General features: G+C 44.3%; 18 protein-coding genes. 4 read left to right on the top strand and 14 right to left on the bottom strand.

The annotated features are described in order from the left end of the window. The first annotated feature begins 17 nt into the window (after window positions 1–17). From BACPLE_RS00525 to BACPLE_RS00515, 3 genes are all read left to right on the top strand, one after another. Window positions 18–1,100 carry an HlyD family secretion protein gene (locus tag BACPLE_RS00525; protein WP_007557869.1) on the top strand — a complete coding sequence of 361 codons (1,083 nt, stop codon included), beginning with the start codon at window positions 18–20 and terminating at the stop codon, window positions 1,098–1,100. A gap of 37 nt (window positions 1,101–1,137) precedes the next feature. Further along, window positions 1,138–2,796 (top strand): efflux MFS transporter permease, encoded by a 1,659-nt coding sequence (locus tag BACPLE_RS00520; protein WP_007557867.1) that lies wholly within the window; start codon window positions 1,138–1,140, stop codon window positions 2,794–2,796. Between the two features lie 143 nt (window positions 2,797–2,939). Continuing rightward, window positions 2,940–3,830: a helix-turn-helix domain-containing protein gene (locus tag BACPLE_RS00515; protein ID WP_007557865.1), complete on the top strand. Its 891-nt coding sequence runs from the start codon at window positions 2,940–2,942 to the stop codon at window positions 3,828–3,830. Window positions 3,831–4,055: 225 nt separating this feature from the next. On the opposite strand, the gene BACPLE_RS00510 is transcribed toward BACPLE_RS00515, so the two are convergent. The 13 genes from BACPLE_RS00510 to BACPLE_RS00450 form a co-directional block, all read right to left on the bottom strand. Beyond that, window positions 4,056–5,474: an NADH-quinone oxidoreductase subunit N gene (locus BACPLE_RS00510; protein WP_007557863.1), complete on the bottom strand. Its 1,419-nt coding sequence runs from the start codon at window positions 5,472–5,474 to the stop codon at window positions 4,056–4,058. A gap of 24 nt (window positions 5,475–5,498) precedes the next feature. Next, a complete protein-coding gene (locus BACPLE_RS00505) occupies window positions 5,499–6,980 on the bottom strand; it encodes a complex I subunit 4 family protein (RefSeq protein ID WP_007557861.1) in 1,482 nt (493 codons plus the stop codon). A gap of 21 nt (window positions 6,981–7,001) precedes the next feature. Continuing rightward, the gene (gene nuoL / locus BACPLE_RS00500; protein WP_007557859.1) at window positions 7,002–8,891 is read right to left on the bottom strand and encodes an NADH-quinone oxidoreductase subunit L; all 1,890 of its coding nucleotides are present in this window, start codon (window positions 8,889–8,891) and stop codon (window positions 7,002–7,004) included. A 26-nt stretch (window positions 8,892–8,917) separates the two neighbouring features. After that, window positions 8,918–9,235: an NADH-quinone oxidoreductase subunit NuoK gene (nuoK, locus tag BACPLE_RS00495; protein WP_007557857.1), complete on the bottom strand. Its 318-nt coding sequence runs from the start codon at window positions 9,233–9,235 to the stop codon at window positions 8,918–8,920. Window positions 9,236–9,247: 12 nt separating this feature from the next. Then, on the bottom strand, window positions 9,248–9,763 hold the full coding sequence (locus BACPLE_RS00490; RefSeq protein WP_007557855.1) for an NADH-quinone oxidoreductase subunit J family protein: 516 nt from the start codon (window positions 9,761–9,763) through the stop codon (window positions 9,248–9,250). A 16-nt stretch (window positions 9,764–9,779) separates the two neighbouring features. Continuing rightward, window positions 9,780–10,229 carry a 4Fe-4S dicluster domain-containing protein gene (locus BACPLE_RS00485; protein ID WP_007557854.1) on the bottom strand — a complete coding sequence of 150 codons (450 nt, stop codon included), beginning with the start codon at window positions 10,227–10,229 and terminating at the stop codon, window positions 9,780–9,782. A 16-nt stretch (window positions 10,230–10,245) separates the two neighbouring features. Further along, window positions 10,246–11,337 carry an NADH-quinone oxidoreductase subunit NuoH gene (nuoH, locus tag BACPLE_RS00480; protein ID WP_007557852.1) on the bottom strand — a complete coding sequence of 364 codons (1,092 nt, stop codon included), beginning with the start codon at window positions 11,335–11,337 and terminating at the stop codon, window positions 10,246–10,248. Window positions 11,338–11,392: 55 nt separating this feature from the next. Continuing rightward, complete coding sequence (locus BACPLE_RS00475) at window positions 11,393–13,012, bottom strand: NADH-quinone oxidoreductase subunit D-related protein (protein WP_040312285.1); 1,620 nt, start codon at window positions 13,010–13,012, stop codon at window positions 11,393–11,395. Between the two features lie 26 nt (window positions 13,013–13,038). Then, window positions 13,039–13,620 carry an NADH-quinone oxidoreductase subunit B gene (locus BACPLE_RS00470; protein ID WP_007557848.1) on the bottom strand — a complete coding sequence of 194 codons (582 nt, stop codon included), beginning with the start codon at window positions 13,618–13,620 and terminating at the stop codon, window positions 13,039–13,041. Next, on the bottom strand, window positions 13,611–13,961 hold the full coding sequence (locus tag BACPLE_RS00465) for an NADH-quinone oxidoreductase subunit A (protein WP_007557846.1): 351 nt from the start codon (window positions 13,959–13,961) through the stop codon (window positions 13,611–13,613). The genes BACPLE_RS00470 and BACPLE_RS00465 overlap by 10 nt, the downstream gene beginning before the upstream one ends. A 112-nt stretch (window positions 13,962–14,073) precedes the next feature. Beyond that, window positions 14,074–14,436, bottom strand: coding sequence for a hypothetical protein (locus tag BACPLE_RS00460; RefSeq protein ID WP_040312284.1), 363 nt, complete (start codon window positions 14,434–14,436; stop codon window positions 14,074–14,076). Window positions 14,437–14,579: 143 nt separating this feature from the next. Then, entirely contained in the window at window positions 14,580–16,913 is a 2,334-nt protein-coding gene (gene tamL, locus BACPLE_RS00455; RefSeq protein ID WP_007557843.1) for a translocation and assembly module lipoprotein TamL, read from the bottom strand. Next, entirely contained in the window at window positions 16,885–21,504 is a 4,620-nt protein-coding gene (locus BACPLE_RS00450; protein ID WP_040312308.1) for a translocation/assembly module TamB domain-containing protein, read from the bottom strand. The genes tamL and BACPLE_RS00450 overlap by 29 nt, the downstream gene beginning before the upstream one ends. Before the next feature lie 131 nt (window positions 21,505–21,635). Between BACPLE_RS00450 and BACPLE_RS00445 the strand changes: the two genes are divergently transcribed. Then, window positions 21,636–22,541, top strand: a complete 906-nt coding sequence (locus BACPLE_RS00445; RefSeq protein ID WP_007557839.1) for a glycosyltransferase family protein — start codon at window positions 21,636–21,638, stop codon at window positions 22,539–22,541. Between the two features lie 192 nt (window positions 22,542–22,733). Here the strand turns inward: BACPLE_RS00445 and BACPLE_RS00440 are convergent, their stop codons facing one another. Next, window positions 22,734–24,260 carry a RagB/SusD family nutrient uptake outer membrane protein gene (locus BACPLE_RS00440; protein WP_007557835.1) on the bottom strand — a complete coding sequence of 509 codons (1,527 nt, stop codon included), beginning with the start codon at window positions 24,258–24,260 and terminating at the stop codon, window positions 22,734–22,736. Window position 24,261 lies beyond the last annotated feature (1 nt).

Genomic DNA, 24,261 nt, shown 5'->3' with positions numbered 1-24,261 from the left:
TTTAAAATTCAGATAATATGGAAACTCAGTATACTAATCATACACTTCAGGAAAAGGCTTTAAAGTTAAAGAAACAACGTCGTCGCCAGATTTTAGCCAGTCTTTTAGGCATCGCTATTCTTGCATGGGGAATCGTAGAAGTAGCTTGTCTGTTTTTAGATTACAAACATACCGAAACAAGTAACGATGCACAAATTGAACAGTATAATTCTCCGGTCAATCTGAGAGCTTCGGGTTATATCAAGAAAATCTATTTTACGGAACATCAGGATGTGCGTAAGGGAGATACCCTGTTGGTACTGGATGACCGTGAATATCGTATTCGTGTGATGGAAGCTGAGGCTGCCTTAAAGGATGCCTTGGCGGGTGCTACTGTGATAGATGCTACTTTGCAGACCACGCAGAACTCTGCTTCGGTTTATGAAGCTTCGATTGCCGAGATTGAAATTCGTCTGGCCAAACTGGAGAAAGACCGTCAGCGTTATGAGAATCTGGTAAAGCGGAACGCAGCTACTCCTATTCAGCTGGAACAGATTGAAACGGAATATGAGGCTACCCGTAAGAAACTGGAAGCAACCAAGCGTCAGCAGCGGGCTGCCATGTCAGGAGTGAAAGAGGTTTCCAATCGCAGAGAAAGCACGGAGGCTGCCATACAGCGTGCAACGGCTGCATTAGAGATGGCACGTCTGAATCTCTCTTATACCGTGGTAGTGGCTCCTTGTGACGGAAAATTAGGGCGGAGAACCTTGGAGGAAGGGCAGTATATTACTGCCGGACAGACGGTGACTTATATCCTTCCGGATACCCAGAAATGGGTGATTGCCAATTACAAGGAAACGCAGGTGGAGAATCTGAAGGTAGGGCAGGAAGTACGTATTTCTGTTGACGCTATCAGTGACCGTGAGTTTACCGGAAGGATTACGGCCATATCCGGAGCTACAGGTTCTAAATATTCTCTGGTACCTACCGACAATTCAGCTGGAAACTTTGTCAAGATTCAACAGCGTATTCCGGTACGTATTGAATTCACCGACTTGTCCAAAGAGGATAATGACCGTCTGGCTGCCGGTATGATGGTAGTGGTGAAAGCCAAATTGTAAACCGATTTTTTGTAAGTTTTTCCCAAAAAGTAGAATTATGCCTTCACTTCCTAAAAATTATCCGTTTTATAACTGGGTACCCAAGCCGTTGGGTATACTGATTCTGATACTGCTGTTCGTGCCTATACTGACGGCCAGTGGGGTGTATACGGCTAACAGTGGAGAGATGCTGAGCGGGCTGGGCATCCAGTCGGAACATATTCAGTTTGTCAGCTTTCTTACTTCTGTGGGTATGGCCGCTTTTTCTCCGTTCTTTTACGGACTGGTTTGCCTGCGTCGGGAGAAGATGATGTGCATCGTAGGTTTCTCTTTGCTTTATATCCTGAGTTACATTTGTGCCAAGACCGACAGTATTTACCTGTTGGCCGTGTGCAGTGTGGTGATGGGTTTTTTACGAATGGTGCTGATGATGGTCAATCTCTTTACGCTGATTAAGTATGCGTTTGGGATGGAGGCTACCCGTAACATTACACCCGGAAATGATCCGGTAGATGAAGAAGGCTGGGACAAGCTGGACCGTGAGAAGAGTACCAGTATGCCTACTATCTATTTGTTTTTCATGATTCTGGGTCAGTTGGGTACTTCACTTACCGCATGGCTGGCCTACGAATATGAATGGCAGTATGTGTATTATTTTATGATGGGAGCGTTGCTGCTTTCTATTTTGGTGATATTTGTTACCATGCCTTATCACAAGTATTCCACCCGACGTTTTCCCATTACCTTTCGTAAATTCGGCAGTGTGGTGATATTTTGCCTGATGTGTGCTTCGGTAGTATATGTACTGGTGTATGGAAAAGTACTCGACTGGTATGATGACCCTTCTATCTGCTGGGCTACGGTGAGTGCCGTATGTTTTACGACCTTGTTTATTTATATGGAGAAAAGACAGTATTCTCCCTATTTCCTGATGGATATTTTCAAGTTGAGCTCCATTCGGATGGGAATCCTGCTCTTCCTGCTGCTGATGATATTCAATTCCAGTGCCATGTTTGTCAACGTGTTTACGGGAGTAGGCATGAAGATAGACAACTGGCAGAATGCTTCCTTGGGCAACTGGACCATGTTGGGGTATTTTATAGGTTGCATCATTGCTGTCATGTTGGGCAGCAGGGGAGTGCATCTGAAGTATCTTTTTTCCCTTGGTTTTGTGTTGATAGGTCTTTCGGCTTTATTCATGTATTTTGAGGTGCAGACTTCCGGCTTGTATGAGCGGATGAAGTATCCGGTCATTATTCGTGCCACGGGAATGATGCTTCTGTATTCATTGACGGCCGTACATGCTAACCAGCGGATGCCGTATAAATACTTGTCTACCTGGATTTGCATTATGCTGACCGTCCGCATGGTCATGGGCCCCGGTATCGGTACGGCACTTTATACTAACGTGATGCAGCATCGTCAGCAACATTATGTCACTCGTTTTGCACAAGACCGTGATTTATTGAATCCCGAAGTTGCGGCTTCTTATTCGCAGACTGTAAAGGGGATGCAATATCAGGGAAAGAGTGAACAGGAAGCCGAACAGATGGCTGCCATGTCGGCAAAGGGAAGTGTGCAGGTGCAAGCTACTTTATCGGCTGTTAAGGAAATGTCGGGTTGGACTTTCTACGGCTGCATGGCATGTGCGATCTTTTTCTTGCTGTTTCCGTGGAAGAAAAGAAAACTGGAGCCGTTTGCTGCTACAGTATCTTAAAAAGAAGTTGTTACGTCACGGCGGGACTTTTCGTTTCTTAATCTATATTTTCAGCGGGGAATAATCACGTGTAAGTACCTGCCGTGACGTTTTTTTGTATATCTTAGCGCAGTATGCAAAAGAAACGACTTTAATTTGCAGTTATGATTTCACAAACAGAGCGCTTGAAGCGTCTGAATCAGATGCTGGTAGAGCGAAGGGATATTTGCTGTTCGGAAGGAAGTGTGGACGCTTTCCCGGCTGTATTGCAAAAAAACTTCCAGATGGAATACCTTGGTTTGATAGTCTGTAAACAGGGAGAATTTCAGTTTACTTTAAACCAGAAGCCTTTTGTAGCAAAAGCAGGGGAAACGATTTTTCTGTATGAGGCTACCATTTTCTGTGCAGGCTTATGCACAGCCGATTTGCGTATAGATATTTTATTTTACCGTATTGACCCTATCCGGGATTTATTAGGAAGTTCGGTGATGGCCATGCACCTTTATGCCACATTAACTCCGCAGCCTTGTTACGTATGGTCTACGGGTGAAGAAGAAGATATATCCCGCTATATTTCTCTGATAAGCAGGTATCGGCATACAACAAACAATCCGTTTGATAGCCATGAACGGAAGTTACTGCTGCTGGCTTTGACCTATAGACTTTGCTCTATTTATAGTCGTCGGTTGATGGAAGAAAATCAAGTGGCTGGGCATAAGATTGATACATTTATCCAGCTCATCCGGTTGGTGGAGCGATATTACAAGCAAGAGAGGGGAGTTGCCTTTTATGCTGACAAACTTTGTCTGTCTCCTAAATATTTGTCTGCGCTGTCAAAGTCTGTATGCGGATATACAGTGCAGGAACTGGTGTTCCGTGCCATTATCCGTCGGAGTATGTTGCTGTTGAAGAACTCCAACAAGACTATTCAGGAAATTTCGAATGAATTTCATTTTCCCAATTCCTCCGCATTTGGCACATTCTTTAAGAAGGAAACAGGGCTTTCTCCTTTACATTATCGTTGTGCGGAAGAAAACTCACTCTCAGACATGTAAATGACTTTGTTTTTAGCGTTTTTTGAAGCTATTTTCAGGATGCCCGAAAACGCCTTTGCGTTTGAATGAAAACTCTTTGGCATTTTACTTGAAACGCTTTTGTGTTTTAGTTGAAACGTAAAGGAGTTTTATCTTGAACGTCGAAGCGATTTTTTGAGAGAAAAAGTGAACAAAAAAGCCGTCCCTGAACAGGAACGGCCTTTTTTGTGTATGGAATTGTCTGAATTAGAATCCCAGTCCAGCTACGTGGTTAAGCAGTTCATACACTCCACTGCAGATACCCAATACAATGACTCCGATAAGGCAGATAAACAGACCTGTACGGGCCAGAGCCGGTGTGCGGAAGGTGGCTACCGGTGCATCGTTTGGAGTGATGTACATGGCTTTCACAATCAGCAGGTAATAGTAGAGTGAAATAATCGTATTTACCAATGCCAGGAACACTACCAGCCAGTGACCGCTATGGAAAGCAGAGGCAAATACAAAGAATTTAGAGAAGAATCCGGCAAACGGAGGGATACCGGCCAGTGAGAACAGCGCCAGTGTCATAACGAAGCTCAGGCGAGGGTTGGTCTTGTACAATCCGTTATAGGTGCTTCTGTCCACCTTTCCTCCAGTGTGCTGCTCTATGGTGCTGATGACACCGAACACAGCCAGGTTGGCTACGATATAGACTACGATGTAGTACACCAGTGAAGCCATTCCCTGTTCATTTCCTCCCAGTACAGCCAGCATGATATAACCGGCCTGTGAGATACTACTGTACGCCATGAAGCGTTTCAGGTCTTCCTGAAGGATGGCAAAGATGTTGGCAATGGTGATAGTGACCACAATGACGATGCTCAGCAAGAGACTCCAGTCGGTTACCATCTGTCCGAATACTTTTATCAGGATGCTCATCAGCGCAAAGGCGGCTGCACCTTTGGAGATGACTGACAGGTAAGCCGATACATTGGTCGGAGCTCCCTGATAGGTATCGGGTGTCCACATGTGGAAAGGTACAAGACTCAGCTTGAAGCCCAGTCCGGCAAAGAAGAACACCATCGCCATTACCTGGAGCGGGGTTCCGGTCAGGGCTGTGGTTATGTCGGCAAAGTAGGTGGTACCAGTTGTACCATATACCATGGAGATACCATAAAGCATCAGGGCAGAAGAGAACATGGAGTTCAGGATGAACTTGGCTCCTGCTTCCGCACTGTGATGGCGGTATTTGTCGAAAGCCACCAGACAGGCCATCGGGATACTGGCCAGTTCCAGGCCTACGTAGAACAGGATGAAGCTGCCTGCGCTGACCATGAAATACATACCCAGCAGCGTGCTGAGCGTCAGCATATAGAATTCTCCGGCTTTGTGACGGGTATCTTCGCGTGAGAGCCATTCACCTGACTGCAGGAATACGAGCAGCGTGCCGGCAGTCAGTATGGTTTTTACAACAGATGCCATTTGGCTGGCATGATACATTCCTCCAAAGGCTTCTCCGCTGGTAGGTACAATGTTTAAGGCCAGTTGTACAACCATCAGTGTGCAGGCAAGAGTCTGAAGCGGCTTGTGATTAGGCATTTTCAGTATCAAGTCTGCCAACAGCATGAAGAGGATAATGGCGACCAGGCTTATTTCAGCCTGCATGGTTAATAATTCGCTCATATAATTTCTTTTAGTTTATTCAGGTTATCGGATAAGTTGGCTGATAATAGGTTCTACGCTTCCGCTGATGACATTGCTGACCCAGTAAGGAGCGAGTCCCAGTCCGGCTACAGCTATAATCAGGCAGATTACGGCAAAACGTTCGTCCCAGGTAGCGTCGGTCAGTTTCAGGTGTTCCGGGTTCTGACAGGTGCCATACAGGATTTTTCCTACTACACGCAGGATGTACACAGCCGTGATGACAATACTCATCGTAGCGATGATGGTACAAGTGCGGTGGAACAGGTCCGGATTCTGGAATGAACCTACGAATACGGTCATTTCAGCCACGAAACCGCTCAGACCAGGCAGACCTAAGTTGGCCAGACCGGCAATGACATAACCCACGGCCAGGAAAGGCATGATTTTCATCAGTCCGCTCAGCTGGCGGATGTCACGTGTGTGCGTACGGCCGTAAATCATACCGATAAGGGCAAAGAACAAGGCGGTCATCAAGCCGTGGCTCAGCATCTGCAGGATGGCACCGGTAGCACTCACGCGCGTCATCATCAGCAGGGCAAACAATACCAGTCCGCAGTGGCTTACAGAAGAGTAGGCGTTGATGTATTTCAAGTCGGTCTGTACTACGGCACTGAACGCTCCGTACACCACGGAGATGGTGGTCAGTATCAGGAAGAAATCGCCCCAGATAGCGGCACCGGTCGGCATCAGGTACATGGCGATGCGGAAACATCCGTAACCTCCTAATTTCATCAATACACCGGCGTGCAGCATACTTACGGCTGTTGGGGCAGAAGCATGACCGTCGGGGCTCCATGTGTGGAAGGGGAACAAGGCACCCAGCACACCGAATCCTAAGAAGACCATCGGGAAGAAGATACGTTGCATTTCGGTCGGTATCTGGTGTTTTACGATTTCCAGAATATTCATAGTCTCGGCACCGGCTCCGTAGTAGATGCCTAAGATACCAATCAACAGGAAGGCAGAACCACCCATCAGCATCAAGGTCAGCTTCATGGCAGCATATTCCTTGCGGCCGCTTCCCCATACACCAATCAGCAGGTACATCGGAATCAAAGCCACTTCATAGAACATGAACATGGTGAACAGGTCGGTTGAGATGAAGAATCCGAATACTCCGGTGCTCAGCAGGGTGAACCACAAGAAATATTCTTTAGTGAGCGGTTTCAGCTTCCAGGAAGCGAATGTACCGGTAAATACGATGATGGCACTCAGCAGCAGCATCACTACAGAGATACCGTCTACTCCTACCGAATAACAAATGTGAAGCGGGGCATACCATACGATGCTGTCTGTGAAAAGCATTTCAGCTGTAGCTCCCGCATGGCGCTGTCCGATGTAAGACACCGTGAGGTAAGCCGCAAGCGCCAGCAATAAAGTGGAACCGGCCACCATCACTCCTCTGACTTGATTGACGTTGCGGGCAATCCATAGTCCTAACAACATCAGCAGAGGTATCAATACGAAAAGACTTAATATATTCATAAGCGTATAAGTTCTTCTTTTTTAGTTCAACAGCAAGATAATTGTCAGGACAATGATACCTGCCAGGAAATAATGCGTGTAGGTTTGTACCTTTCCACTTTGTATAGGCTGTACGGTTTCTCCGGCTGCGTTGGTACCCCAGGCCATGAAATTCATGAACTGGTCGATGACATGGCGGTCAAACCATGCCAGCGGAGTAGAGATGCAGCGGAAGATGATCTTCTTGGTCACGAACAACCAGATTTCGTCCATGTAGAAACGCTTGTAGGCCGCACGATGCAGGGTGCTGAAGCGTGTGGCGAGCATGTCGGCTACAGGCTGCTGTTCGCGGGCGTACATCCAGGTAGCCAAGGCAATGGCGATTACTGCAATAGCGATACTCGTACCGGCTACTGTCCAGTCGAGGTGGATGTCGTAGGATTCACCGTTGGCTGAAACGAAATGTCCGAAAGGAATAAAACCGGCTACGATGGTGACCAGCGCCAGGAACATCAGCGGGAAAGTCATGGTCAGCGGACTTTCATGCGGCACGTGGTGTGCATGCAGTTCCTTGTTTTCCTTTCCCCAAAAGATGCAGTAGTACAAGCGGAACATATAGAAAGCAGTCATTCCGGCAATGAGGGCCATAATCCATCCCATCACAGGGCTGTACTGGAAGCAGGCGGTCAGGATTTCGTCTTTTGAGAAGAATCCGGAGAACGGAGGGATACCTGCGATGGCCAGACAGGCAATCAGGAAGGTGATGTGGGTAATCGGCATGTATTTGCGCAGACCGCCCATGGTTTCCATTTCGTTGCTGTGTACGGCGTGTATGATGCATCCGGCTCCCAAGAAGAGCAGAGCTTTGAACATGGCGTGTGTGAACAGGTGGAACATACTGGCCATGTAACCTAAACCACCTTCGTGCGGATTGGCTGCCGTACAAACACCCAGTGCCACCATCATGAAACCAATCTGTGAGATAGTAGAGAAGGCCAGCACACGTTTGATGTCACTCTGTGCACAAGCTACGCTTGCGGCATAGAATGCGGTGAAAGCACCTACCCAGGCTACCAAGTGGAGTGTGTGCGGCGCAAAGCCGATGAACAAGGGGAACATACGGGCTACCAGATACACTCCGGCTACTACCATGGTAGCGGCATGAATCAGGGCAGATACCGGTGTCGGACCTTCCATGGCATCCGGCAACCAGATGTGCAGCGGGAACATGGCACTCTTTCCGGCACCACCGATGAACATCAGTCCCAATGCCCAGGGAAGTACCATTCCGGCCTGCATCAGGCGTTCGGTTCCAGGGTTGAAGGTGAAAGTCTGCATGTAGTATCCGTAGATAAGGATACCAATCAGGAAGCCCAAGTCAGCAAAACGGGTGACGATAAAGGCCTTTTTGCTGGCAGCGATTGCTTCCGGTTTGGTGTAGTAGAAACCAATAAGCAGATAGGAAGACACACCTACCAGTTCCCAGAACACATACATCTGGAAAATATTGGTAGCTACTACCAGGCCTAACATAGAGAAGGTAAACAACGACAGAAAAGCGTAGTACCGCTGGAAGCCGACTTCGCCTTTCATGTAGCCGAAAGAATAGATATGTACCATCAGCGACACCGTGGAAATAACCACCAGCATCATGACGGAAATCGGATCGAGCAAAATGCCCATGTCGATGTGAAGGGAGGAAGTGAACGGCAGCCATTCAATGTTCCACGGAGTCAGCGTAGGGTAGAGACCTTCGGCAGTACGTGGAGCAGAGAAATAATTGAATGCCGTCAGATAGCTCAGCACGGCTACCGCTCCTAACGATAGGGTACCGATTGTGCCTGCTACGCGATGAGGCATTTTCATGCCGGCCAATGCCAGAACCAGGAAGCTCAGCACCGGGAGGGCAAGTATCAGAATTGTATAATCCATAAGCAATTGAATAAAATGTGAGAAAGTTATCCTTTCAAGTCAGTAATATCATCGGTAAGCACCTGTTTCAGGTTGCGATACACATTAATAATGATGGCAATGGCTACAGCCGTTTCAGCTGCGGCAATGGCTATGCCGAACAGGCTGAAGAAATGGCCTTCCAGTTGTCCGGGGAAAAGATAACGGTTGAATACCGCGAAATTGATGTTGGTTGCATTAAGCATCAATTCTACCGAAATCAGCAAAGCCAGCAAGTTTTTGCGGGTAAAGAATCCGTAGATGCCGCAAAACAACATAACGGTACTGATGACGAGGTAGTGAACTACATGAATTTCTATTTCCATAATCTTACTGTGTTATTTTTGTTTACGTGCAATCAGTATCGCACCAATCATACAAGCTAAGAGCAATACACTGACTACCTCAAATGGTAATACAAACTGGTATTTCCCTGTACCAATCAAGGCATGTCCGATGTTTTCTACCGGAAGTTCGACTCCCTGTGGAATCAGGTTCAGGGCAAATCCGTTGGTCATAACTAAGAAAAGCACGAGAGCTGCACCGATAACTATGGTCAGCAGTACACTGATAAGCTTGGCGCGGTTTATCTTGTACTTCATATTCTTGTCCGACTGGGTCAGCAGGATGGAGAATACATACAGCACCACGATACCTCCAGCGTAAACCATCAGCTGTACGGCGCTCAGGAAGGTATAGCCCAGGATTCCGTAGATGGCTCCCGTACCTAAAAGAACGAACAGCAGATAAGTAGCGGCACGCAGGATTTTTCCTGTAGTGACAGCTAAAATGGAACAAGCAATGATACAGGCTCCTACGATATAAAATACGATTTCTTGAAGTGATATATTCATATCCGTTTCGTTTTATTTATTTCTTGTTCAGTGTCATGACGAGTTTTTCTTTCTGGAATACTGCATTCTCAAAGTCATTCGTAAACTGAATGGCATTGTGAGGGCAGGCATTGACGCACAGCATGCAGAACATGCAAGAGCCTAAATTGTACTCGTATTTCACCAGGAATTTTTTCTTTTTACCGTCTTCCGTCTCACGCATTTCCGTGGTCAGCCGGATGGTGCCGTTCGGGCAGCTCATCTGGCAAAGTCCGCAGGCAATGCAATGGTGATTTCCTTCTTCATCCACCGGCATCACCAGCATGGCCCGGTGACGTTCCGGAATGTGAAGTGTAGTATGGCGGTTTTCAGGATACTGTTCGGTAATTTTCTTCTGGCAGAACACCTTCATGGAAGTGCGCATACCTACCAGCAGACTCTTGACTCCACCGACATATCCTTTTAAATATTCTTTAAATCCATTCATAGTCAAAAATTTTTAATCAAAATGTCAGACCAAATACTTTGCATACGGTCATTAATAACAATACGACCAGCGAGAGCGGCATCAGGTATTTCCATTCCAGTGTCAGTACCTGGTCGATACGCAAACGGGGGAAGGTCCAGCGAATCCACATGAGCAGGAAGACGATGAAGAAGGTCTTTCCAATGAACCATACAAATCCGGGGATGTAGTCCATCACCATGTTCAGTCCGTCGAGTCCGGCAATGTGCAAGGGCATCCAGCCTCCCAAGAACAATGTAGTGGCGATACCGGCAGTAATGAACAGGTTCAAGTATTCGGCCAGATAGAAGAATCCGAAATGCATACCAGAATATTCTGTGTGGTATCCGGCAGTCAACTCCTGTTCTGCTTCTGCCAAGTCGAACGGACCACGGTTGGCTTCCGCGTTTCCGGCAATCAGGTAGATGATGAAAGCCATGATGGCAGGAATGTGTCCTTTGAAAATGTTCCATCCGTTGGCCTGACCTTCTACGATGGTCTGAATATCCATGGCACCACTCATTATGACCATGGTCAGTACGCTGAGGCCGATAGAAAGCTCGTAGCTGATAATCATGGCTCCACTTCGTACGGCACCAATCAATGTATATTTACTGTTACTACTCCATCCGGCCAGCAAAATACCCAATACACCGATGGAAGAAGCTGCCAGCACAAAGAAGATACCGATGTTCATGTGAAGGATTTCTCCACCTTTATTCCATGGAAGACAAGAGAATGTCAGAATGGAAGCAAGAATTACCAGGAACGGAGCCAAAGCATAAAGAAAATGGTCGGAATGTTTCAGGCTGATGATTTCCTTGGTAAGGATTTTCAATACGTCGGCAGGTACTTGCAACAAACCTCCTTTTCCTCCTACACGGTTCGGGCCGATACGGCACTGGAAAGCCGCACAGACTTTACGTTCCATGTAGATAAGAATGATGGCCAGTACCGCGTACATGACGAGGATAAATACTCCCACAACGAGTCCTTCCAATGTAAGTGCCAGCCATTCAGGCATTACACTGCAAAGGAATGCATGAATCTGCATGAGCAGCGGGCTGAGATTATAATAATCTAAAAACATAATTCTTTTATTTTTTCAGTTTTCTGTAATGATTGTTCCTCTGTTTGTGTGGAGATTAACGGTCAATGTCAGGGATGACAAAGTCGAGTGTACCTCCAATGGCAATTAAGTCGGCAATTTTAGCTCCACGGCAAACGGTGTCCATGGCGTGAACCAATGGTAGTCCGGTAGAACGATAGTGCAGACGGTAAGGAACTTTATCACCATGGCTCTCCAATATCACATCAAACTCACCACGACTGGTTTCTACTGATGAAGTGAATACACCCTCCGGCAACTTGATGATGGGTTTGGTCTTGGCACGGAATTCTCCTTCCGGAATATTGTCAATCAGTTGCTCGATGATATGGCAAGACTCCATGATTTCATCCATACGTACCATATAGCGGGCAAAGGAATCACCTTCCGTGTATACAATCTCCTTAAAGTCCACCTTGTCGTAGAGTGCGTACGGATGATGCTTACGCACGTCGTTGGCCCATCCGGAAGCACGTCCGGTACCTCCTGTACATCCCAGTGAGATGGCATCTTCCTTTGACAAAACTCCTACACCTTTCAGACGGGTATCGGCAATGACGTTTGAAGTAAAGATGTCATGATAGTCCTGAATTACACTGCGCAGGTGTTTGATAAAGTCTTTCACCTTCTGCTGGAAGGTAGGATGAATGTCAGCCTGTACACCTCCAATCATGTTGTAGTTCTGAATCAGACGGCCTCCGGTAGTTTCTTCAAAAATATCCAGAATCATCTCACGTTCACGGAAACCATAGAAGAAAGGAGTCAGTCCACCCATATCCATGACCAGACAGGAGTAGAACAGCAAGTGTGAGTCGATACGCTGCAACTCGTCCATGATGGTACGGATGTATTGAGCACGTTCCGGTACTTCTATTCCGGCAGCTTTTTCAATACACATACACAACGCATGGCGATTCTGGTGAGCACTCAGGTAGTCCAGACGGTCGGTCAAGGCTAATGTCTGCGGGTAGGTGAGGCTTTCGTTCATTTTTTCGATGCCTCGGTGGATATATCCCAGTATCGGGTCAATCTTACGAATGTTTTCTCCTTCAAGAGAGGTACGCATACGCAATACACCGTGTGTAGAAGGGTGCTGCGGCCCGATATTTACTACAAAATCATCTTCTCCAAACACCACGTTCTTACGGCCCTCAAGTGTGCCGTCGGGACGGAGAAAGTATTCATCTGTCATATCGGCATTTTCCTCGTTATCCATCCGAAGTGGGTTGGAGTTCATGTCATAATCCTTTCGCATAGGATAGCCAATCCAGTCCTCACGCAAGAAGATACGGCGCATATCCGGATGATTCAGGAAGCAGATACCGAAGAAGTCGTACACTTCACGTTCTTTAATCAGAGCGGTTTTCCACAAGTCGCTTACTGTGGGAAGTAATGCCTTTTCACGGTCTGTTGTTACCGCTTTGAGTGTGATTCTTGCACCTGTGCGGGTAGATTCCAGTAAGTAAAGCGCACCTAAGCCTTCTTCACCCCAGTCCATTCCTACGATATCACGCAAGAAATCCATCGGGTTTTCTTTGTCATTCAGTAGTGTCTCAGCTATCTGGTGTAACTTTTCTGCCGGGACTTTTACGACAGTCTCTCCTGTCTGGCTGATTTCGGCTTCAGGAATAATGCTTGTTATTTTTTCAATTTCCATTTGCATTTTTTCTTTTTACGTAGGGTTTATTCCTCTTTTTCTTTACGGTTTACTTCTCCTAAGAAGCGCTCCACTTTGATTTTACGTTGAAGCTGCATCATGCCATAGAAGAATGCTTCCGGACGGGGAGGACATCCCGGAATGTACACGTCTACCGGAATAATCTTGTCGATACCGTTTACTACGTGGTAAGATTTGATGAAAGGACCTCCGGAGATGGTACATCCACCTACTGCTACTACGTATTTAGGTTCGGCCATCTGGTCATATAGACGTTTTAATACCGGAGCCATTTTGTGTGTGATGGTTCCTAATACCATGATCATATCGGCCTGACGAGGAGAGTTTCGGGTTACTTCAAACCCAAAGCGGGCCATGTCATAACGGGCTGCGCCTAATGCCATAAATTCGATGGCACAACAGCTGGTTCCGAAAGTCAGACTCCAGAGCGAATTGCTTCGTCCCCAGTTAATCAGTTCGTCCACTGTTCCCAGTACGATTCCGGCACCGTCCATGTTCAGACGACGTACCATGTCTTCTAGATAATCATTGTTCTTGAAGTCCTCATACTCCATAGAACGAATAGAGGTAGCTTTTTTTACTTCCATTCAAGAGCTCCTTTCCGCCAGGCGTATGCCAGGCCCAAAATTAAAACTACCAGGAAGAAACCTACACTGACCAGTGCATATACTCCTACCTGGTCTGCCACTACAGCCCAAGGAAAGAGAAATACCGTTTCAATGTCGAACATCAGGAACAAGATAGCAAACAGGTAGTAACCTGCCTTGAATTGCACCCATGATTGTCCACGCGTAGGAATACCACATTCGTACGGTTCTCCCTTCTGCGGATTGAATGACCGTGGAGCAAGTAATTTTGCGATGGTCATTGCTGCCACAACAAGGACGATAGCAGTCAGAATAACGACAATAATAAATGTAAAAAACATATATCTAAGAATTTTTGATGATACATATAGATGGCAAATTGCTTCCGTTACACCGCAAGCCTCTGTCTGCAATGTATCGGAACAATCTATTTTAAACTGTTCTTAGATAGTATTAAATAAGGATTTTTTTGAGGGTATATAGATAATAGAATTTATCTAATTGTGTATAAGGATGTGTGGAATATACAGAACAGACCAGCCCTAAATGTGTGGGTGGTCTGGAAATAAAGTCTTGTCCAAACGAGAATACAGGCAGGAAAAACTTACCGTCCAAATTTTTCTGGGTTTGTATGAATAAAATTTTCTGCGGAATATCTGCTTGTCTGTTGGCTATCAGAAAGTCAAGCGTTTTCGAAGGAATATTGTCCGGATGCTGGTAGATGAAATCAGCCGATTGGTTTTCCTCTGTTGTATTGTTCTCATTGAGCACGGTGGAATAAAGCGCAAAGAAGTTTGCTCCTACGAGTACGCTCATAAGAGTAATTAGGGATATACAAGCAAAAATCTTCCACTTATTCATGCTAATACCTTCAAAAAACGTTGCAAAGGTAGCCATTTATTTTGATTCATGAATCTGTATTTTCATTAATTTTTCTTGTCAGACAGTTTACTCTGTTTTTAGAAAGGATAACCAATGGCAAAATGAATACCCATTCCGTCCTTGAATTTAGGGATATTATAGTATCCACTCTTTTCGGTGTCGTATGGCACATGAAGGGCAAAGCCGAAGTCCAGTCTCAGAATCAGGAAGGAAAGATCATAACGAATTCCGACTCCAGTTCCTAATGCTATGCTGTCAAAGAAATGTCGGAGACTGAATTCTGCACCGGGACGAGCTTCATCTTTGCGCATTAGCCATACGTTTCCTGCATCTAAAAAGGTAGCTCCGTTTAAGTTTCCGCCCAAAAAATTGGATAAGATGCGGAAACGGTATTCCAGGTTGGCTTCCAGTTTAATGTCTCCAGTTTCATCTACGTAGGAATAACCGGAGTTGTTGGCCGGATGGAATCTTCCCGGACCGATGGAGCGTACGGTAAAGGCACGAATACTGTTGGCACCTCCCACATAGAACTGTTCACTATAAGGTGCAATTGTCTTGTTACCGTATGCCCATATCATACCTCCCATCAGTCGGGTGGCTAACTGCTGCTTTTCACTGATGTGGTAGGTATATCTTACTTCTGAAGAATATTTCAGGAACTGTGCAAACGGATTTCCCAATAGTTCCTTCTCCTTTTTGCTGAATTTCTGTCCAAAAGCTGCATAAATGACGGATGTCACGTTTCCGGCTGAGGTGAGCGAATTTTCCCACCACACACGATTCTTTTTCTTCCGGTAGCTATTGTCGTAAGTAACCGTGTAGGTCAGTGACGGAATGAATTGGTCGTCCAAGCTATGGAAGAGCATCGGGTTAGCGTTGGCAATGGAGTCAAAGCGTGCAGTACGGTGCTGCAAGGTGTTGAACGCCAAGTGAATTGGAGTTACGGTATGCTTGATGCTACGTTTCGGTTGAAAACTATAGGATACGGTACCTCCAAATGACAACATCTTGAAGTAACGGGCACGGTTTACCTGTTCTGCATAAATCTTAAAGTTGGTTTCAGATGGGAAACGGAAGGGGTCTACCCGGTTTTTAATCCAGGGTAAGACTAATCGTGGAAAATTCAGAGAGAGGGCAGCCCCTAGTTCGTAAGAATTCATCACAGAACTTTCTCCGTCTACAGTGGAGCTGGTCTGCCATTCGTAAGAACCTTTCAACTCTAAGTTCAATGAAGCACCCATTCTTTTGAAATTCTTTTTCGAAAGATTGAATTTGGCTCCCGGCCCTGTTTGCTTGGTACTCTTGGTGGTGACATTAAGTTCCAGTTCGCTGTCGTAAGGTAGGTCGAACATGGCATTGACCGTAATGTCCAGGGTATCTCTTCCCGGACGAGGAGTATAATTGAAATCATTGTATTTGAATACGCCTAATCTGGACAATGCTTGTTGGGTATAGTTCTGACGTTGCTGAGAATACATTTCTCCGCTTTTATAAAGAAAGCGTCGGCGGAGTACCCCATATCGTATACCCGGCTTTTTCCCTGCATAATTGATGGTGAAGTTATGAAAATTCAATGAATCATTGGGTTGTTCTCCATTATGTCCTACCAGATTGATGCTTGTCTTTCCAATGTAGTAAGTACGCAATCCCTCTTCCGGAATATTATGTTTCTGTACAACTCTTAAGTTGACGTAACCGGGACGAATCAATGTGTCGGCCATGAAAGTAATGAAGTCAGGGCGATAGAAATAATATCCATTGTTACGGAATAGTTCTACCAGGCGATTTCTTTCTTCGTCCAGTTTATTGACAGTGAACGCATCTTTTTTTATTAGCAGGCGTTTACTATATGTCGCCTGAATCAGACTGTCTTCTTTGGGTGAAAATCCTACATAGGTAACGGAGTCTAACTTGTAACGTTGTCCGGTGTATATGGTATAATTTAATTTGGCTTTCTTTGGATTCTTGGCAGTATCTACCTGTACTGTCACATTACCTTGGAAAAAACCATTCTCACGTAAAACATTGCTTGCTACCTTTGTACGGGTATCAGGATTGACGGTAGATACATAAATCGGGTCGGCGGCCAGTTTCTTGAAAATCCATTTGCCAATGCCTTTTTCGTATCGTTCAAATCGGTTATACACCCATAATCCCAAAGGGAAGGGAATACGATACTTAGGGCTGCCGAAAAATGAATTGTTCGGTGCCACGTTCAATGCGCCTTGTACTTCTTCCAGAGTTGCTTCTCCATTATCGGCTTCATTGTATCCCACAATTTTAGGAGTCGGTGTACCGATATAAAGCAACTCGTCTTCCGGAAGATGCTTGGTTGTGGAACATCCGGTTATGATAAACAACAGAAGTCCTGTCAGTAACAGTTTATTTATTCTTCTCTTCCTCATTTTCATCTTCTTCTTTTTTTTCGACTTCAGGCTGTGGTCTTTTCTTCTTTCTGAAAATAAACAGTTCGCCTACTTTACTTACTTTCTTACGTAATACGATACCGGCTCCGGTTTCTATGACTTCTCCATCAAGCACACTTTCGTAATTCTTATCATGGAAAAGTTTTACATAGCGGGTACCACTGTTGTCCAAACGATATTCCAATGAGATATTATCGATAAAAGACTCGTCCTGCTGCACATTATTACCTGTGGATACTTTTCCACCAATCACTACTCGAATACGGTTGTTCCAGAATCTCTTGGCAAACTGGAAATTATAATCCGTAGATGTCTGGCCGGTTTCTTCTCCGTTATTGGTTTCTATACCGAAATTCACATCAATAGTCTTGAGGGCACTTCCAGCCACTTTAGAAATCTGGTCTTGCAGGAAAGAGTTCATGACACTGCTTCCACCACCTCCCAGTGTACTACCTTCTGTCAGGTACATACCTGTTACCAGCATGGTTACAGCTACCTTATTCTTTTCTTCAGCCGACATGGATGCCAACTCGTTTTGCATGGTACCGTCATCCGGTGCATCAATAATAAAGGTAAATCCTAAATTCTCCAGTGTATTGGTAATGTTTACACCCACATCGAAGTTGACCATGCGTGAAGCTTGTCCTTCTTGCGCAACAGAAGAACGTACTCTTTCCGTGGCTTTTATACTCATGAGGGGATTCATTGCATTTCCACTCCATTGTATGTAACTTCCGCTTTGAATATGGAATGTCTTTAACTGGATAATTGGAAGCTGGTATTTCATTTCTCCACTTAGAAGAGAATATCTTCCGTTTAGAATAATATTTCCTTCCGGAGTATATTGGAAAGACAAGTCGCCACCTCCTTCAAAATACATGTAATTGCTTCCTTTTTCATCCATATTGACACGGCACTGCACTCCCTCGTCTATGTGTAAGGTCATTAGCATATCGATACCTCCTAATGAAAGTGCAGGAAGGGCTCTTCTTTGTATAGAAGTCGTATCGCTGAAGTTGGTAAAGGTTACAGTTTCCCCCAAACGGTCTTCTACAGTGAGTGGAGAATCCTGTAGGATATAGGTAAAGTTGCTTGTACCTAGGATATTCATATTACCGCGTATGTTCATATTATCTGGCGTACCTTTGAGAGTGGAGTGGAAATCCACGTACAACTTTCCATATACAAGCGATTGTTTGGTCTGTTTGGCATTCAGCAACTCAAAATTGTTGGCGTCCATTTTCAGATTCATCTTCATCTGGCTGAAATCTGCCATATCCACATCTCCGTCAATGGTGAACGGAGTTTTTCCTTTTGTGAATATCTTGAAGCGGTTGAATGTGAGCTTACTATCTTTGATTTCCACAGGCTTGTCATCAAATCGAAGATTCAGAGAAGCTTGCGGAACATAGATATTCACACTGTCCAGATTGATTTTTCCATTCATAAGAGGTTGTGACGCATTACCGGTCATGTGCATGGTGCCATCAATATCTCCACTTAACATAGCCATTTTTCCCGGAATGAAAGAATTGGCTATTTCCAGTGGAAAATGATGTAATGCCATACGTGCATCAATTCTGTCTTCTGTCTGTTCTTTCTTTTCTGCAGGGAAGTATGATCCTTCTATGCTGATAATTTCGTTGTCATTCTGCATGATGAGGCCGTTGATATGTTGCTCTCCGCTTTGTTTAGGAAGATAAACTGCACTCAAAGCCCAATTCCCTAATGCTATTCCATTATAGCTAAGCTTATTGATGTTATTTTCAAGTGAAATTTGATCCATGCCTTCCTCTGTCTGTACATAATGTGCTTCAGAGTTGATGATACCTTCTATATCAGGCATATATGGAATGACTCGTTTGAATTCTCCAATATTTATTTGGCTCAGAGACAAAGTCAGATCTTGTCGTGCCGTAGAGTCAGGGGTAGAATAAAAGCTGAGTCCTGTCCGCAATTCATCATAGATGGATAAATTAGCCATAATACGGCCGTCATCTCTCAGGTAGATGTAATTATCTGGATTAACCGTAAATTTGCGGTAAACCAGAATCGGATCAAATGGGGTAATGTGGAGACTGATTCCACCTTTTTGCAGACCAGCCACCATACCTATATTTACACCACATTCCTTTTTACCGTTCAGGTATTCAATGGTTGCATTTGCTTTGTCAGCTCCAATATCTCCATTCAGCATAATATCGAATGCCTCCTGAAACGGCTTGTCATTGGCAATCACTCCGCTACTGAATAAAATCTTCTCTGGCTGCTGAGTTGCATTAAAATAAATTGTATCAAAAGCCAGACTATCAGTCCTTAATCCATAAAGATTCATAGATGCATTCAATCCTTCTGCAGGGGAGGTGCGTATATTCACATTCATGCGGTCGAAATTTATCTTTTTGATGGCCAGTGTATTGGAAATAGGGTTGTCCTTCCCTGCAAAGATTCTGAACTGGGTTTCTGGCCACAGCTCACGAAGAGCTACCTGATCAATTGATTTTTGCTTCCATTGTGTACTCAGTGCATCAGTCAGCTTGGTTACCTGACTACCCAATTCATCAATACCTCCTCGGCTTCTGAATAAAAAAGTAAGGTCGCCCGCATTCGCATAACTTCTGATAGAATCGCGTGCAGTACTGAATCCGAAATGTATGTCTTTCGTCTTAAACGTCTTTTTTTCAGTAATTAAATTTATGTCTTTTACAGATAAACGAACACCATGGCTCTTTTTCATGTCCGTTTTCAACTGAATATCTATATTTTCAGTAGTCTTTAACGGAGAGTTGAGCAATCCCATTCCGTATAAATCCAGGTTCTTCACTTGAATCAACATATCTGCAGCAATTGCAGAAGGGTGTAAAGATGCATCTAACTGGGATGAAATGTTCATCAGGTTGTCATTTACATCCAGATTAAGATTCGCTTTAGATTCTTTCAGGGCTGCATTAAGTTGTACGCCAGAAAAGATACGAGTTCCCCATTGAAGGTGATTGAGTCCGGCATTGGCTGTTAATGTAGTTTGTTTAGAAAAAATGTCGGTTCCTGCTCCTTCAAGTTGCATGCCAGCAGAGAGATAAAACAACGAATCAGCTGGCAGGAAATCATGCAGGTTAAGTTCATTGATTTGTATATCTGCCTTATAAGCCTCTTTAAGAAGGTTGTATTCGGCATTTAGTTGTACTTTTCCCTCATGCTGGCTTAATGTTGTTTCAGTAAATAAATCGTTACCTTTCATACCGGCCTTTCCATGAATATTCATTCCTGACGGAATAACTACTCCGCCGGTCAGACTACTCAGAAAATCCATTTTGTAGAAATCTGAATTTAGGTTGATGACTCCCTCTCTGGAAAGACTGTCGAGCACATTTTTTACCGTTCCGTCCATTTCCATCCGGAAACAATCGGGAATTTTAACCTGACAAGTGGTCAGTTTCAGGTCACTCAGACTTCCATCTACCCCGATACGAACTTGTAATGGAGCCGCAGGGAAGGATTGAATAAATTCTTGCGGCATATCTGGTATTAGCTTGAATAAGTCTGCTTTACCGATTTCTGCCATGAATTGCCCGTTCAATACGCCGTCCTGATTCTGTTCGGTGACCGACCAGTCTATCGTAGCCTTGAGAGCCAGAAAAGAATTTGCCGTTTTGATTTGTAAAGAAGGCACACGTATGGCTTTCTCGTCTGCTTGTAATTGTCCCTCAGTCGATTTGATTTCCAGTCCCGAACGCTCTTTAAGTTCGAACTGGTGCAGTAATGCCCGGATATTATTCCCTTGATAGTATAAAGAATCCATCTGCAAATTGATGTCGGTCACTGCAATATGTGACGGATCCAATCCCTTCTCTATGGGAGGTGTATTCCCTGAGTTATAGTATAATCCACTTTGTAAAAGCTTAAATTCTTTAGCAGAATAAGCCGCTTTATGCAAGTCAACCAATCCATCTCTTAAAGAAGCATTCCCGACTGTAAGCCCTAAATTCATGGAGTCAAGCGGCATATCCATCTGAAAGTCCACATTGGCCAAATCAATCTTTTCTAATTTAAACTTCCAGAATGTAGGTGTACTTTGAGTGGTATCTTGTGCGGTTGTATCTGCCAGACATAGCTTCAGATTGGCATCTTTCAGTGTGAGCTCGTTGAGTATAGCAGTTTCCGGCGTCAAGTCAACTCCATGTGATTTCAGGAAAAGTTCTCCCAGGTTTCCTTGTAAAGACATTCCTTCAATCAGGTCAACCGTATTGACCGAAGCGTTTTTCAGTTCCACTCCATCAATCTCTATCTGCTTCTTTACCAGAGGGAGTAATTGTATTTTTACGGTCAGCTTTTCTACATTCAGGAGTGTATCCTGAGGATTGGTAACCGTAGTTTCATGGACTACTAAATTTAGTGGAAAAGAAAGTGAAATTCGTTGTATATGAATATTCATTCCTGTAGCTTGCGAAGCATAGAAGGTTGCTTTGTCCACGATAAAATTCTGGACAGCAGGTATATAGATTAATATACACAATACTATAAAAAGGATAAATGGGCTTGCTAGTACAATTCCACCCCATTTTATATATTTTTTCATATACAATTGAATCATTAGTTATGCGAATATATAAAAAAGAACCAAAAGGTGATACATTTTGTTTATGAACAATGTTTTGAAATCACATTATTTGTTTACCTTTGCGTAGTTATTAATTTTAATACAATTCTATGAAACCAACTTTATTTGTACTGGCTGCCGGTATGGGGAGTCGTTACGGTGGCTTAAAACAGCTTGATGGACTGGGTCCTAACGGTGAAACAATCATGGATTATTCAATTTTTGATGCAATCCGTGGTGGTTTTGGGAAATTGGTCTTCGTAATCCGTCGTGATTTTGAAAAAGATTTCCGTGAAAAGATTGTAAGCAAATATGAAAATCATATTCCTGTAGAAGTTGTGTTCCAGGATTTGAACGACCTGCCTGCTGGCTTTACTTGTCCGGAAGGTCGTGTAAAACCTTGGGGAACTAATCATGCAGTGTTGATGGGTAAGAATGTAATTAAAGAACCATTTGCCGTAATCAACGCTGACGACTTCTATGGACGTGACAGTTTTGCCGTATTGGGTAAATACTTGTCAGAATTGCCAGAAGGTGCAAAGAACGACTACAGCATGGTAGGTTTCCGTGTAGGAAACACTTTGTCTGAAAGTGGAACTGTTGCCCGTGGTGTATGTGCAACTGATGAAAATGCTCATCTGACAACAGTCGTTGAACGTACAGAAATTATGCGTGTAGACGGTGTGGTTTCTTATAAAGATGAAAATGGCGAATGGGTTGGTATTGAAGATAATACTCCTGTTTCAATGAATATGTGGGGATTCACTCCTGATTATTTCCAATATTCAGAAGAATATTTCGCTGAATTTCTGAAAGAAAATATCGGCAACTTGAAATGTGAATACTTCATTCCGTTGATGGTGAACAAACTGATCAATGAAGGAACTGCCACTGTTAAGGTTTTGGATACAACTTCTAAGTGGTTCGGTGTGACATACGCTGCAGACCGCCAGAGTGTAGTTGACAAGATTCAGGCTTTGGTAGATGCTGGTGAGTATCCTGCTAAATTGTTCTGATTAGAAAACAGATTATATACTTAATATAGTATGACCGGAATTGCAGATATGTGATTCCGGTTTTTTATTGCAAAGGAAATCGGAGATATTCTGATTCTTTTGATAAAAGGAAAAGGAGCCCGATGTAATTTCGGACTCCTTTTATAAATGAATAATTTGGGTTTTAATTCTTAAGGTTCACTTCTGTAATCATTAATAAGCAGGGTTCTGAACCATGTTCGGGTTTGCATTCATTTCTGATGCAGGAATTAACGGGAGAGCCTTCTTTGAGTTACGGTCAAAACTCTTAGCTTCTTCAGTCAATACATCGTGCCAGCCACGGTCAGCTTCTGACGTGTAACGGACGATAGTTTCACCACGTCTCATTGCATCGAAATAGCGTTGTCCTTCACCAACGAGCTCCTTACGGCGTTCTGTATAGATACGATCCAGTGTAATGTTGGCAGCAGTTATCTGTTTAGACGCGTCTGTAGTACGATTGCTGATAATATCATTCAACAGGCTGGCAGCCTTGTTAAGGTCATTTTCCTGAAATGCAGCTTCAGCTGCTGACAGATAAACTTCAGACAAACGTAATACCGGAACATTGGCATAACGTGCATCTCCATTTACAGCAGGCATTTTGTTGATATAAACCTTAAATCCAGCATACGGTGATTCTGAATCCATTGGCTCTTGTAGAACATTGTTTCTTACATCTTGTGGATCAGAAGTCAGCATATCAGAGAAGGACTTTGTAACAACTACATCACCGTATCCGACACCGGCTACATCGGCATATAAATATGCGATACCTTCACGGTCAGTCCAGTCGGTAGTATCATCGATGACTAGTTCGAACAAGATTTCCTTTGCATGTGATGCATTGGCTTCAGACCATGCTCCTACATATTCAGAGGTACTCCATAAAGAATAAGGAGAGTTGTTGATGATGTCTTCAGCAACGGCCAGTGCATTACTCCATTCCCCCTTGGTCATATATACACGAACCTGTAAAGCTTTTGCAGCCCAGATATTGATGTAACCTTTGCTGTCTTCATCGTTTTGAGTCATCAGAGCACCTGAAGAAATCGCATCGTTCAGATCTTTTTCAATAGCTGTATAACATTCAGCAACAGTATTACGAGCTGGCTTTTCGCTGGCTTCAATAGGAGAAGTAACGATGGGCACACCTAAAGATGCTCCCTGATCCATAGTATACGGCTTGCCGTAAACACGAGTCAGATCGAACAACGCCATTGCACGGAGCACTTTTGCTTCCGCTACATATTGTGCAATCTCATCCTGTGCCTCTTCAGCATCTGAAAGTTGACCGCTTTCTCCAGCTTCAATTACACGATTTGCACGCGCAATTACTACATACGGAGTCTGCCAGATAGCAGAAGAAGAACCGAAATCATCAGCTGTAGAATAGTTCATGTAATAATAGAACTGGGCACGTCCACTACCGCTGTTATATTCATACTGTACGTCTTCACCTCTCATGTCTCCGTATACAAACATCAGTCGGCCATAATAATCAACCAAAGTGCTGTTTCCTTTTACTGCAGCATAAAGTCCAGTTCTCACATTAGCAAGGTCTGAGCTTGTTTGAATAGCTGTTTCTGCATCGATACCATCAGCTGGAGTCTGGTCCAACCAGTTATTGACGCAAGATGACAAGCTGGCGGTCATTGCCACACCAAGCGTAGCTGTAAATATATGTCTAAATATTCTCATT

This window comes from Phocaeicola plebeius DSM 17135, from assembly GCF_000187895.1.
In the GTDB taxonomy this organism is placed as follows: Bacteria; Bacteroidota; Bacteroidia; order Bacteroidales; family Bacteroidaceae; genus Phocaeicola; species Phocaeicola plebeius.
This window is presented reverse-complemented; position numbering and strand designations above follow the sequence as displayed.

Bases quoted from the DNA above. Each gene is read 5' to 3' on its own strand.
- BACPLE_RS00525 (WP_007557869.1), top strand. From the start codon at position 18: ATGGAAACTCAGTATACTAATCATACACTTCAGGAAAAGGCTTTAAAG.
- BACPLE_RS00520 (WP_007557867.1), top strand. From the start codon at position 1,138: ATGCCTTCACTTCCTAAAAATTATCCGTTTTATAACTGGGTACCCAAG.
- BACPLE_RS00515 (WP_007557865.1), top strand. From the start codon at position 2,940: ATGATTTCACAAACAGAGCGCTTGAAGCGTCTGAATCAGATGCTGGTA.
- BACPLE_RS00510 (WP_007557863.1), bottom strand. From the start codon at position 5,474: ATGAGCGAATTATTAACCATGCAGGCTGAAATAAGCCTGGTCGCCATT.
- BACPLE_RS00505 (WP_007557861.1), bottom strand. From the start codon at position 6,980: ATGAATATATTAAGTCTTTTCGTATTGATACCTCTGCTGATGTTGTTA.
- nuoL (WP_007557859.1), bottom strand. From the start codon at position 8,891: ATGGATTATACAATTCTGATACTTGCCCTCCCGGTGCTGAGCTTCCTG.
- nuoK (WP_007557857.1), bottom strand. From the start codon at position 9,235: ATGGAAATAGAAATTCATGTAGTTCACTACCTCGTCATCAGTACCGTT.
- BACPLE_RS00490 (WP_007557855.1), bottom strand. From the start codon at position 9,763: ATGAATATATCACTTCAAGAAATCGTATTTTATATCGTAGGAGCCTGT.
- BACPLE_RS00485 (WP_007557854.1), bottom strand. From the start codon at position 10,229: ATGAATGGATTTAAAGAATATTTAAAAGGATATGTCGGTGGAGTCAAG.
- nuoH (WP_007557852.1), bottom strand. From the start codon at position 11,337: ATGTTTTTAGATTATTATAATCTCAGCCCGCTGCTCATGCAGATTCAT.
- BACPLE_RS00475 (WP_040312285.1), bottom strand. From the start codon at position 13,012: ATGGAAATTGAAAAAATAACAAGCATTATTCCTGAAGCCGAAATCAGC.
- BACPLE_RS00470 (WP_007557848.1), bottom strand. From the start codon at position 13,620: ATGGAAGTAAAAAAAGCTACCTCTATTCGTTCTATGGAGTATGAGGAC.
- BACPLE_RS00465 (WP_007557846.1), bottom strand. From the start codon at position 13,961: ATGTTTTTTACATTTATTATTGTCGTTATTCTGACTGCTATCGTCCTT.
- BACPLE_RS00460 (WP_040312284.1), bottom strand. From the start codon at position 14,436: ATGAGCGTACTCGTAGGAGCAAACTTCTTTGCGCTTTATTCCACCGTG.
- tamL (WP_007557843.1), bottom strand. From the start codon at position 16,913: ATGAAAATGAGGAAGAGAAGAATAAATAAACTGTTACTGACAGGACTT.
- BACPLE_RS00450 (WP_040312308.1), bottom strand. From the start codon at position 21,504: ATGAAAAAATATATAAAATGGGGTGGAATTGTACTAGCAAGCCCATTT.
- BACPLE_RS00445 (WP_007557839.1), top strand. From the start codon at position 21,636: ATGAAACCAACTTTATTTGTACTGGCTGCCGGTATGGGGAGTCGTTAC.
- BACPLE_RS00440 (WP_007557835.1), bottom strand. From the start codon at position 24,260: ATGAGAATATTTAGACATATATTTACAGCTACGCTTGGTGTGGCAATG.